This window comes from Streptomyces sp. 3-6 (assembly GCF_056323165.1).
In genome coordinates this window covers 46,602-58,694 of sequence record NZ_JBWHZP010000024.1, presented here as the reverse complement: position 1 = coordinate 58,694, position 12,093 = coordinate 46,602, and the positions used below count along the sequence as shown (strand labels likewise).

At 73.5% G+C, this 12,093-nt stretch carries 9 protein-coding genes and 1 pseudogene; all 10 read left to right on the top strand.

What is annotated here, in order from left to right; translation table 11 throughout:
- Positions 1–377 precede the first annotated feature (377 nt).
- The 10 genes and pseudogenes from AC02VZ_RS23735 (at position 378) to AC02VZ_RS23690 (ending at position 11,886) form a co-directional block, all read left to right on the top strand.
- Complete coding sequence (locus AC02VZ_RS23735; protein ID WP_476476344.1) at positions 378–827, top strand: NADH-quinone oxidoreductase subunit A; 450 nt, start codon at positions 378–380, stop codon at positions 825–827.
- The gene (locus tag AC02VZ_RS23730) at positions 818–1,687 is read left to right on the top strand and encodes an NADH-quinone oxidoreductase subunit B (RefSeq protein ID WP_476476343.1); all 870 of its coding nucleotides are present in this window, start codon (positions 818–820) and stop codon (positions 1,685–1,687) included. Before AC02VZ_RS23735 ends, AC02VZ_RS23730 begins: the two co-directional genes overlap by 10 nt.
- On the top strand, positions 1,684–3,690 hold the full coding sequence (locus tag AC02VZ_RS23725; RefSeq protein WP_476476342.1) for an NADH-quinone oxidoreductase subunit C: 2,007 nt from the start codon (positions 1,684–1,686) through the stop codon (positions 3,688–3,690). Before AC02VZ_RS23730 ends, AC02VZ_RS23725 begins: the two co-directional genes overlap by 4 nt.
- Positions 3,687–4,655, top strand: a complete 969-nt coding sequence (locus tag AC02VZ_RS23720; RefSeq protein WP_476476341.1) for a complex I subunit 1/NuoH family protein — start codon at positions 3,687–3,689, stop codon at positions 4,653–4,655. The genes AC02VZ_RS23725 and AC02VZ_RS23720 overlap by 4 nt, the downstream gene beginning before the upstream one ends.
- Positions 4,655–5,335, top strand: a pseudogene (locus tag AC02VZ_RS23715) (NuoI/complex I 23 kDa subunit family protein); the annotation flags it as partial. The gene AC02VZ_RS23720 and the pseudogene AC02VZ_RS23715, both read left to right, overlap by 1 nt.
- Positions 5,336–5,544: 209 nt before the next feature.
- Positions 5,545–6,387, top strand: coding sequence for an NADH-quinone oxidoreductase subunit J family protein (locus AC02VZ_RS23710; RefSeq protein ID WP_476476340.1), 843 nt, complete (start codon positions 5,545–5,547; stop codon positions 6,385–6,387).
- Positions 6,387–6,818 (top strand): NADH-quinone oxidoreductase subunit NuoK, encoded by a 432-nt coding sequence (gene nuoK / locus AC02VZ_RS23705; protein WP_432056029.1) that lies wholly within the window; start codon positions 6,387–6,389, stop codon positions 6,816–6,818. The genes AC02VZ_RS23710 and nuoK overlap by 1 nt, the downstream gene beginning before the upstream one ends.
- On the top strand, positions 6,815–8,809 hold the full coding sequence (locus AC02VZ_RS23700; RefSeq protein ID WP_476476339.1) for an NADH-quinone oxidoreductase subunit 5 family protein: 1,995 nt from the start codon (positions 6,815–6,817) through the stop codon (positions 8,807–8,809). The genes nuoK and AC02VZ_RS23700 overlap by 4 nt, the downstream gene beginning before the upstream one ends.
- A gap of 6 nt (positions 8,810–8,815) precedes the next feature.
- Positions 8,816–10,390, top strand: coding sequence for a complex I subunit 4 family protein (locus tag AC02VZ_RS23695; protein WP_476476338.1), 1,575 nt, complete (start codon positions 8,816–8,818; stop codon positions 10,388–10,390).
- The gene (locus AC02VZ_RS23690) at positions 10,387–11,886 is read left to right on the top strand and encodes an NADH-quinone oxidoreductase subunit N (RefSeq protein ID WP_476476337.1); all 1,500 of its coding nucleotides are present in this window, start codon (positions 10,387–10,389) and stop codon (positions 11,884–11,886) included. Before AC02VZ_RS23695 ends, AC02VZ_RS23690 begins: the two co-directional genes overlap by 4 nt.
- Positions 11,887–12,093: the final 207 nt, after the last annotated feature.

Genomic DNA, 12,093 nt, shown 5'->3' with positions numbered 1-12,093 from the left:
CGAACGGCCCGGACGAACGGCCCGGACGAACGGCCCGGACGAACGGCCCGGACGAACGGCCCGGACGAACGGCCCGGACGAACGGCCCGGACGAACGGCCCGGACGAACGGTGCGGATCGTTCGGACGGCCCGGACGGTCCGGACCAACGGCTCGGACTGTTCGCACGGCTTGGACGGTCCGGACGCGGCCCGGACGGAACCCGTACGGACCGATCTGGACGGTTCGGCCCGGACGGTTCGGATCGGCCCGGACGGTCCGGCCCGGACGGGAGCGCGTCCGACGGCCCGTCGGGTGCCTTCTGCCGGGTGCCGGTGCCGGTGCCGACGGTCACGGGCGTGGATCAGGGGCAACACAGCCGAGGAGTGAGGGGCGGACGTGCGGGAACCGACCGTCGTCGACTCGACCGTCATCGACTCGACCGTCGTCGACTCGACCGTCGTCGCCGCGCACGTCGCGGCGGACTACTTCCAGGCGTACTCGGTCGTCGGACTGCTCGCCGTCGTCGGCGTGCTGTTCGTCGCCGTGGCCTTCGGCGCGGGCCGGCTGCTGCGGCCCGTCGTCCCCACGCCCGAGAAGCTGATGACGTACGAATGCGGTGTCGACCCGGTGGGCGAGGGCTGGGCCCACACCCAGGTCCGCTACTACGTGTACGCCTTCCTCTACGTCATCTTCGCCGTCGACTCGATCTTCCTCTTCCCGTGGGCGACCGTCTTCGCCGCCGACGGCTACGGAGCGACCACCTTGGTGGAGATGTTCATCTTCCTCGGCTTCCTCGCCGTCGGACTGCTGTACGCATACAGGAAGGGCGTCCTGACATGGACGTGACCCCCGCGACCCCTGCGACTCCCGGGGCCCCGGCGGCCTCCGGGGCCGCAGCCGCCTCCTCGTCCCCCGCCGACCGGGGCGCCGAGCCGGTGCTGCTGCCCGACCCGGCGATGCCGCCCGACGAGGGCGGCGCCAGGCTGGGGCTCCTCTCCCGGCTGGCCCCCGAGCCGATGAAGGTCATCCTCAACTGGGGCCGCCGCTACTCGCTCTGGGTCTTCAACTTCGGCCTCGCCTGCTGCGCGATCGAGTTCATCGCCGCGTCGATGGCCCGCCACGACTTCATCCGCCTCGGGGTCATCCCGTTCGCCCCGGGACCGCGCCAGGCCGACCTGATGGTGGTGTCCGGCACGGTCACGGACAAGATGGCGCCCGCCGTGAAGCGCCTGTACGAGCAGATGCCGGAGCCGAAGTACGTCATCTCCTTCGGCGCGTGCAGCAACTGCGGCGGCCCGTACTGGGACTCCTACTCCGTCACCAAGGGCGTGGACCAGATCATCCCCGTGGACGTCTACGTCCCCGGCTGCCCGCCCCGGCCGGAGGCGCTGCTCCAGGGCATCCTCAAACTCCAGGAGAAGATCGCCCGGGAGTCGCTGGGGGAGCGGTACGCGGCGCAGCGTCCCTCCGCGGCGGCCCTGCAGAGCGGGCTCGTACGGCCGCCCGCACCCGAACCGGGGGCGCCCGGAGCCACCGGATCGGCGGGGGCAGCGGAGGCCACGGGTGCGGTGGGGGCCACCGAGGCCACCGGTGCCGCGGGGGCTGCCGATGCCAGGGGTACGACGGGGGCTGCGGGCGCGTCGGGTGCTTCGGGCGGCGCGTCGGGTGGCGCGTCGGGCGCGACGGATGCGGAGGGTGACCGATGACGACGGTCGGCTGGCTCCCCGACGGCACCGAGGCGTTGTTCGGCGCGGACGCCACCGCCGAGGAGTCGTACGACGTCCTCACCGTCGACGTGCCGCCCGCATCCTGGATCACCGCGCTGGAGACGGCGCGCGACCGCCTCGGCTGCACCTACTTCGACTGGCTGAGCGCGGTCGACGAACCCGGCACGGGGTTCCGCGTCGCCGCCCACGTCGCCGCGCTGTCACCGGTGCGCCGACTGCTGCTGCGCACCACCGTCCCGCACGATGCCCCGGCCCTCCCGACCGCCGTGGACGTCTACGCGGGCGCCGCGTGGCACGAGCGCGAGACGTACGAGATGTTCGGCATCGACTTCACCGGCCACCCCGCCCTGGACCACCTGTTGCTGCCCGAGGGCTTCGAAGGCCACCCCCTCCGTAAGGACTTCGTCCTCGCCGCCCGGGTCGCCAAGGCGTGGCCGGGCGCGAAGGAGCCCGGCGAGTCCGAGCACGGTGGTCCGCGCCGCCGTCAGATGCTGCCCCCGGGCGTCCCCGACCCCAACGAGTGGGGCCCGCTGAAGGGCCGGCTCCCCGCGGCCCCGGCCCGCCCGGCCAGGGGAGCGGGCAGGGCTGCCGGTGCCACCGGTGCGACCGGTGCGGCCGGACGTGCGGCGGGCGACCGTCCGGTCCGCCGCACCCGCTCGGCCGCGGACGGCTCGGTCGGCCAGTCGCCCACCCCGCCGAGCAGCAGCACCGGCCGCGCCGTGGGCACGGGCACAGGCGCGAACGCGCAGGCGGACGCGGGGGCGCGTCCGGTCGAGGGGGCCCCCGCCGGTCCCGCCGGTCCCTCCGGGGGCGGCCGACGGCCCCGGCGGATGCGTTCCGCGGCGGAGGGATCGGTGAGCCAGTCGGCCGGACAGCCGTCGGCACCCCCCGGCGCGCCCCTCTCCGACACATCGTCACGCACCCCGTCCGAGGCACCCGGGACGTCGGAGGCACCCGGGACCTCCGAGGCACCCGGGACGTCCGAGGTATCCGGGACGTCCGAGGCATCCGGGGCAGGCGCCCGCCCGGCGCGGCCCGCCCGGCGGACCCGCAGCGCGTCCGAGGGCTCGGCGAGCCAGCGGGCGAGCCGGCAGCGCCAGGACGCCCCGGCCGAGAAGACCACCACCGAGAAGACCACCACCGAGAAGACCTCGGCCGAGGACGCCTCTGCCGAAAACTCCTCCGCCGAGGCACCTTCCGCTCAGGACAGCGGTGCCGGGCGGGGAACCGCACCCGTCACGGAGGCCAGGCCTCCCTCCGGTCCCCGCAGCCCGGACGCCCCCTGGCACCACGCCCGCCCCGCCTTCGAGGAGACCGACGACCCGGCCCAAGCCGACAACCGGACCGCACTCGGGGCCCAGGCCGAGCCCACCGAGCAGGCCGAACAGGCCGAGCGGGCCGGCCGAGGCAACGCAGGCCCTGACACGGACCCGGAGGCCCGCACCGAGGAGCCCGGCGCGGCCCAGGACAAGGCCGAGAACGACCGCGGCACCGGCCCCAGCACGGGCACCGCCACGGCCGACACGGGCACCGATGCTGCCGACGGCTCCGTCACGGGCGCCGGCGCTGCCGGCGGCCTTGGCACCGAAGGCAGCACGCGCGCGGAGAAGGGCCCCGGTACGGGGAGCCGCACCGGTACCGCCCCGGCCCTGGGACGAGTCCCCGCGCCGACTGGGCCGACCGACCACACGACCGATGGGTCCGGTGGGCCAGGCGCGCCCGCCGGATCGGACGGACCCGGCGAGGCCATCGGGCCAGCCGGAACCGACGAGCATGACGCACCAGGCGAAACCCACGGGCGTGACGGCTCAGGCGCATCGGACGGGTCCACCGACTCCGCCGGGTCTGACGGATCAACCGGGTCTGCCGACTCCGCCGGGTCCACCGACTCCGACGGGTCTGCCGACTCCGCCGGGTCCACCGACTCCGACGGGTCTGCCGGCTCCGGCGACGCCGATGACCATCGGGGAGGCCGACAGTGACCGACGTGCTCGACGTCGCCCTTCGACTCCTGATCGTCTTCGTCGTCTTCCTCACCTTCCCCCTGCTCGTCGGTCAGACCGAGCACAAGGTGATGGCCCACATGCAGGGCCGCCTGGGCCCGATGTACGCGGGCGGCTTCCACGGCTGGGCCCAGCTCATCGCCGACGGCGTGAAGTTCGCGCAGAAGGAGGACGTGGTCCCGGCCCGGGCCGACCGCTGCGTCTTCCAACTCGCCCCGGCCGTCGCGCTCCTGCCGTACCTGCTGGTGCTGCTGGCCATCCCGATCGGGCCGGGCGAGGGCGCGGTGGGCCAGGTGATCGACGCGGGCCTGTTCTTCGTCCTCGCGATCATGGGCGTCGGCGTGCTCGGTTCGCTCATGGCCGGTTGGGCCTCCGCCAACAAGTACTCCCTCCTCGGCGGCCTGCGCACCGCCGCCCAACTCCTCGCCTACGAACTGCCGATGCTGCTCACCGCCGCCTCCGTGGCGATGGCGGCCGGCACCGTCTCGCTCGTCGGCATCCTGGACGCCTTCGAGTGGTGGTGGCTGCCCTGGCAGATCACCGGCGCGCTCGTCTTCTTCGTCGCCGGGCTCGCCGAACTCCAGCGTCCGCCCTTCGACATGCCCGTCGCCGACTCGGAGATCATCTTCGGCGCGTACACCGAGTACACCGGTCTGCGCTTCGCCCTGTTCCTCCTCGCCGAGTACGCCGGGATCGTCGTCCTCTGCGCGCTGACCACCGTCCTGTTCCTGGGCGGCTGGCACGGCCCGTGGGGTGCCGACGGACTCGGCTGGTTCTGGACCCTGCTGAAGACCGCGGTCCTCGCCTTCGTGGTGATCTGGCTCCGCGTCACCCACCCCCGGCTGCGTGAGGACCAGTTGCAGAAGTTCGCCTGGACCGTCCTGGTCCCCCTCGCTCTCGCTCAGATTGCCCTCACCGGCATCGTCAAGGTGGTGATCGCGTAATGGCTCCCGTCCCCGGCAGCGGTCTGGCCAAGGGGCTGGCCGTCACCCTGCGGACCATGACGAAGAAGTCCGTCACCGCGCAGTACCCGGACACCCAGCCCGACCTGCCCCCGCGCAGTCGCGGGGTGATCGCGCTCTTCGAGGAGAACTGCACGGTCTGCATGCTGTGCGCCCGCGAGTGCCCGGACTGGTGCATCTACATCGACTCCCACAAGGAGACCGTCCCGCCCGCGGCTCCCGGTGGCCGGGAACGCCAGCGGAACGTCCTGGACCGCTTCGCCATCGACTTCTCCCTCTGCATGTACTGCGGTATCTGCATCGAGGTCTGTCCCTTCGACGCCCTGTTCTGGTCACCCGAGTTCGAGTACGCCGAGACCGACATCCGCGACCTCACCCACGAGCGCGACAAGCTCCGCGAGTGGATGTGGACCGTCCCGGCCCCGCCGGCCCTCGACCCCGGTGCCGAGGAACCCAAGGAACTCGCCGCGGCCCGCAGGACGGCCGACAAGCTGGCCGCCGCCCAGGCGGCCCAGGAGCCGGCGAGTGCCCCGGCGCCCGCGCCGACGTCCCCGGCTGCTGCCGCCGGAACCGTCTCGCACGCCGAAGAGCAGGCCCGCGCCGCCGAGTCCCCGACCCGCCCCGCCGGCGAGTCCAAGCAGCAGACGGACCAGCCGCGCGAGCCGGACCAGCCGCGCGAGCCGCACCAGCCGCGTCATCCGGACGGTTCGCGCGGGACGGGCGGTACGGACGGTCCGGGCGGGACGAGCGGCGCGGACCGGGCCGGCCACCCGGACCAGCCGAGCCGCCCGGACCGCACGGGCGAGGCGCGCGACGCGGACGACCAGCGGCAGTCACGGGATCCACGGCGCCCACGGCAGGAGGGCCGGGAATGACCCTCGCAGCGAGCGTCGCCGACCTGGCGATGCGCACCGGTGCTCCCCAGGCACCGCACCTGGCGGCCGAGTCCCACGGTTTCCTCTCGCCCACGGGCGTCGAGATCACCTTCCTCCTCGTTGGCCTGGTCACCTTCGGCGCCGCCGTCATCACCGTCACCACCCGCCAACTGGTGCACGCCGCCCTGTGGCTGGTGGTGGCCCTGGGCGGTCTCGCCGTCGAATACCTGCTGCTCACGGCCGAGTTCATCGCCTGGGTACAGGTCCTCATCTACGTCGGTTCGGTCATCGTCCTCATCCTGTTCGGTCTGATGCTGACCCGGGCCCCCATCGGGCGCTCCCCGGACGCCGACTCGGGCAACCGGTGGTTCGCGCTCGCCGTGGCGGTGGCCGCCGCGGGCACCCTGGTCTGGGTCGTCGTGGACGCCTTCCGCACCACCTGGATCGACCTGGACGGCGCCCCCGCCGGGTCCACCGAGGTGACCGGCGCGAGCCTCTTCCAGCACTGGGTCCTCCCGTTCGAGGCCCTCTCCGTCCTCCTCCTCGCCGCCCTCGTCGGCGCTATCGTCCTGTCCTGCAAGGCGAAGGCCGACCCGGCCAGGACCACCCCCGCCGGCGGCCCCGCCGGAAGCGCCCCGGGCACCGGGGCCACCACATCCACCAGGGGCGCCGGGGCCGCTGGAAGGACACCGCGCCCCGGCCGAGCCACGGCGACCGGGGCCGGAACCCGCCGGGACACCCCTGCCGCCGGGAACGCCGGCTCGTCGAAGCCAGGCGGCAGCACCACCCCGACCACCGGCCATGGGCACGGGCACGGCGACACGGAAGGGGACCGCTGATGCACCTCGCCTATCCCGCCGTGCTGTCCGTCCTCCTCTTCTGCACCGGCCTGTACGGGGTCCTCGCCCGCCGCAACGCGATCCTGGTCCTGATGTCGGTCGAGCTGATGCTCAACGCGGTCAACCTGAACCTGGTCGCCTTCGACGTGTGGCTCAGCCGCGCCGCCGAGGAGACCCTCCACTCCGGGCAGGCCCTCACCCTGTTCACCATCGCCATCGCCGCGGCGGAGATCGGCATCGGGCTGGCCATCGTCCTCGCCGTCCACCGCAACCGGGGCACCGCGGACATCGACAGGCTCCGCGACACCGCCGAGGGCCACGGCCCCGACGAACCCGACGGCCGCGACGGTTCCGACGGCGCATCCGACAGTGACGCTCCCGCGGCCCAGGCGACCGGGCCGGCCGCCGAGAAGGCTGAGGCCACCGCGTGACCACGACCACCCTCGCCGTCCTCGTCCCCCTGCTGCCCTTCCTCGGCGCGGTCGCCGGACTGCTCCTCGGCCGCACCGCCCCCGGCTTCGTGCGCCCGCTCGCGGTCCTGCCGACCCTCACCTCCCTCGTCCTGGCCGCGATCGTCGCCGGGCGGCAGGGCGGAGGCCGGGCGGTCGACGCCGCCACCGAGCTGGCCCCGACCGGGTCCGTCCCCATCGCCCTCGCCCTGCACATCGACGGCTTCGCCGCCCTCACCGCCGTGGTGGTCGGCGTCGTCGCCTGCTGCGTGCAGATCTACTCCATCGGCTACCTGCGCACCGACCCGCGCTATCCCTCCTACGCCGCGCTCGTCTCCCTGTTCACCTCCGCGATGTTCCTGGTCGTCTACTCCGGCGACCTGATGGTGCTCCTGGTCGGCTGGGAAGTGATGGGCATCTGCTCCTACTTCCTCGTCGGCCACTACTGGGAGACCGCCGAGGCCCGCGCCGCCTCCCTCAAGGCCTTCCTGGTCACCAAACTGGGCGACGTCCCCTTCCTCATCGGCCTGTTCGCCCTCGCCCACGAGGCCGGCTCCTTCCGCATCACCCGGGTCCTCGGCGCGGTGGCGAGCGGCGGCATCGAGCACCCCACGCTCATCGCGCTGCTCCTCCTGGCGGGCGTGGCCGGCAAGTCGGCGCAGTTCCCGCTGCACACCTGGCTGCCCGACGCCATGGCGGGCCCCACCCCCGTCTCCGCGCTGATCCACGCCGCGACGATGGTCGCCGCCGGCGTCTACTTCGTCGCCCGCCTCCTTCCCCTCTTCGAGGCGTCCGGGGCCGCGATGACCGTCCTCGCCGTCATGGCCGCCGTGACCATGGCCGGGTCGGCGCTGGCCGCGCTCGCCCAGGACGACATCAAACGCGTCCTCGCCTACTCGACCATCGGCCAGCTCGGCTACATGACCGGCGCCCTCGCCGTCGCCGACCGCGGTGCTGCCGTCTTCCACCTCCTGTCCCACGGCGCCTTCAAGGCGCTGCTGTTCCTCGCCGCCGGTGTGGTCATCCACGCCGCCGGCACCAACTCCCTGGCCGCCACGTCCCGCATGAGCCACCTGCGCGACCGCGTGCCCGACGCCTACTGGACGATGACCGTGGCCCTGCTCGCGCTCGCCGCCATCCCCCCGTTCAGCGGCTTCTTCTCCAAGGAGGCCGTCCTCGGCGCCGCCGAACACGTCGTCACCGGCCACAGCGACCGCACCCCCGCCGCGGCGGGATGGATCGTCCTCCTCGCCGGCCTGGTCACCGCCCTGCTCACCGCCGCGTACGCGACGCGTCTGTGGCTGCTGGCCTTCCGCGGCCACGGCGCCGAGGCGCCCGACCACGGCCGGCAGCCGCTGACGATGACCGCCGTGCTCTGGGTCCTCGCGGTCCCGTCCCTCGCCCTGGGCGGCCTCGCGTTCCGCGCGCTACCGGACTGGTTCGACGGGCACGGCCTCACACCCACCCTCACCACCTCCGTCCTCGGCACGGGCGTGGCCCTGGTCGGCGGCATCGTCACCTACGCCACCTGGCGGCACACCACCGCCCACGCGGCCCGCGTACCGCTCGGCGCCGTGGCCGCCCACCCCGAGGCGGACCCGGGGGACGTGGAGGCGGAAGCCATCGCCGGCCACCGGCCCGCCTACGGCGACATCGCGAGCGCCCCCGACCCGGCCGACCCGGGACGGCTGCTGCTCGGCCCCCTGCACCGGCACGCGGCCGCCGGCTTCCACCTGGACGCCGTGTACACGGCCCTCTTCGTCCGCCCGGTGCGGGCCGGCGCCGCACTGGTCCGGTTCCTCGACCGGGAGGTCGTCGACACCTACGTCCGCGGCGCCGGCACGCTGCCCCGCTGGCTCGGGACCGCCGTGCGCCGCGCCCAGACCGGCAATGTGCAGACCTATGTGAGCGCGCTGCTCGCCGGCACCGTCGTCCTCGCGGTCGCCGCCGTCCTCGTCGCCACGGGAGCGTGAGCAGGCGTGATCGATATCAGCGAGTCCGTGATGCAGTTCCTTCTGGCGTTTCTCGTCGTCGGCCCGCTCCTCGGTGCCGCGACCGCCCTGCTGCCCGCGCCGCCCGGGCTGAAGGGGAAGTCACCCGAGCAGGCCGTGCTCCGGCACGGCGTCACGGTCACCGGAGCCGTCCTCCTCGCCGCGGTCGTCCTCGCGGCCGGCTTCGACCACGACCAGCCGTCCAGGATGCAGGCCACGACCGACATCAGCTGGATCCCCGCACTCGACGTGCGCATCCACCTCGGCACCGACGGCATCTCCCTCCCCCTTCTGGTCCTGACCGCCCTGCTGACCTTCCTGAGCGCCCTCTACTCCTACGTCAAGCCGCCCGCGGGGCCGTCCCCGAAGGCGTTCGTCGCCCTGCTGCTCGTCCTCGAGTCCGGCACCCTGGCGACCTTCGCCGTCCTCGACCTGATCCTGTTCTTCCTGGCCTTCGAGATGGTCCTCGTCCCGATGTACTTCCTCATCGCCCGCTGGGGCGGCGAGGGCCGGGCCGAGGCCGCCTGGAAGTTCATCCTCTACACGCTGCTCGGCTCCGTGGTCATGCTGCTCGGCCTGCTCCTGATCGGCATCGAAGCGGGCACATTCGACATATTGGCACTCGCCACTGACAACGGCCGCTCCCTGACCACATCCGTGCAGGTCACAGCCGTTCTGGCGATCGGGATCGGGCTCGCCGTCAAGACCCCGCTGTGGCCCCTGCACAGCTGGCTGCCCGACGCCCACACCGCCGCCCCGACCGTCGGATCGGTCCTGCTGGCCGGTGTCCTGCTCAAGATGGGCACCTACGGGTTCGTCCGGATCCTGCTGCCCGCCGCCCCCGACGGCTTCCGCACCTTCGCCCCCTACCTCGCCGCGTTCGCCGTCGTCGGCATCATCTACGGGTCCCTGGCCTGCCTGGCCCTCGCCCGGCCCGGCGCGAACGGCGACCTGAAGCGGCTCATCGCCTACTCCTCCGTCGGCCACATGGGCTTCGTCGTCCTCGGCATCGCCACCATGACCCCGACCGGCGTCAACGGCGCCCTGTTCGCCAACATCGCCCACGGCCTGATCACCGGCCTGCTGTTCTTCCTCGTCGGCGGGCTCAAGGAGCGCACCGGAAGCACCGACCTCGACACCCTGGCCCAGCGGACCGGCGCCGCCCTCTACGGCAGGGCCCCCCGCCTCGGCGGCCTCCTCGCCTTCGCCGCCGTCGCCTCCCTCGGCCTGCCCGGCCTGGCCGGGTTCTGGGGCGAGATGCTCGCCCTGTTCGGCGCCTTCGACCCCGCCGAGGGCCTCAGCCGGCCCGCCTTCCTGACCTTCATGTCGATCGGCGCGTTCGGCACCCTGCTGACCGCCGCCTACCTGCTCGTCGTGGTCCGCCGCGTCTGCATGGGCGCCGCTCCGCAGGACGCGCCGGCCCTCACCGACGTGCGCGGCCACGAGTTCGCGGCCTGGACACCCCTCGTCGTCCTCACCGTCGTCGCCGGGCTCTGGCCGGGAGCCCTGCTGAGGCTCACCGACCCCGCCGTCCAGCAGCTCCTCGCAGGAGGCATCCGATGAGCTCCCTCGTCCAGTCCGTCGACTGGCTGGCCATCGCCCCGCCCACCCTTGTGGCGGTCACCGGACTCCTCGTCCTCGTCGCGGACCTGTTCGTCGCCGAACACCGCAAACCGCTGCTGGGCGGCATCGCCGTCGCCGGGCTCGCCGCCGCCACCTTCCTGCTGCTGCCGCTCCTCGACGCCGACCGCAGCACCTTCTGCCTGGTCGGCGACCCCGGCACGTGCAGCTACACCGCCGACCGCTTCACCCTCGTCATCCAGTTCCTGGTCCTCGGCGGCGCCCTCCTGACCGCCCTGCTGTCCGTCACCGCCCTCGACGACGACCGCGGGCGGCTCCCCGACGGCGAGTACTGGTTCCTGCTGCTGTCCTCCGCCGCGGGCGCCGCCCTGCTGCCCGCCGCCCGCGACCTCGCGACGCTCGTCGTCGCCCTGGAAGTGGCCTCCCTGCCCGCCTTCGCCCTGGTCGGCCTCCGGCACGGCGACCGCAGGTCCTCCGAGGCCGCGCTGAAGTTCTTCCTGTCGTCCGTCACCGCCACCGCGGTCACCCTGATGGGCGTCAGCTTCCTCTACGCCGCCACCGGAAGCCTCCACCTCACCCGCATCGCCGCCCGCATCCAGGACGTCGACGGACAGCTCCACACCCTTGCCCAGACCGGCGTCGTCCTCACCCTGGTCGGCTTCGCCTTCAAGACCGCCGCCGCCCCCTTCCACTTCTGGGTGCCCGACACCTACGTCGGGGCGCCCCTGCCGATCGCCGCCTACCTGTCGGTCATCGGCAAGGCGGTCGGCTTCACCGGCCTCATCCTCGTCACCGTCGTCGCCCTGCCCTCCTACGCCGACGTGTGGGGGCCCGCGCTCGCCGTGCTCGCCGCGCTCACCATGACCGTCGGCAACGTCGGCGCGCTCCGGCAGGGGACGACCCGCGCGTACAGCGCCGTACGCCTCCTCGCCTGGTCGTCCATCGGGCAGGCCGGCTTCCTCCTCGTCCCCATCGCGGCCGCCGCGTACTCCGGCGACGCCGAGAAGTCCATCGGCTCCACCGTGGCCTACGCCCTCATGTACGCCGCCGTGAACCTCGGCGCGTTCGCCGTCGCCGCCCTCGTCGGCCGCGGCCACCGCCTCAACCGTGTCGCCGACTACCGCGGCCTCTACGCCGCCAACCCGCTCACCGCCCTCCTCATGGGCTTCTTCCTGCTCTGCCTGGCCGGACTGCCACCCGGCATCATCGGCCTCTTCGCCAAGGTCACCGTCTTCGCCGCGGCCGTCGACGCCGGACTCGGCTGGCTCGCCGTCGTCATGGCCGTCAACGTCGTCATCGCGCTCGTCTACTACCTCCGGTGGGCCGCCCTGCTGTTCCGCGCCCCCGACGGCACACCGGCCCGGCACCGCCTCCCCGCCCCGCTCACCGCCGCCCTGGCCCTCACCGGCGTCCTCGGCGTCGCCCTGTCGGGGGCGCCCCAGCTCATCCTGCGCTTCACCGGCACCGGCCTCTTCTGACCCCCGGCCGGGCATCCGACGGTCGGCGCCGGGCATCCGACGCCCGGCGCGGGGCACCCGGCGCGCACGCGTCCGCCGTCGGGACCCCACCTCACCCGGACGGCTGACACGCGCCACCACGGGGCCCTGGGAACTCGTGCCCCCCGCCTGGCGTTGACCGAAAGGGAAGGGTCCACTGGACGTGACAGCACACACCCGTGCCGTCAC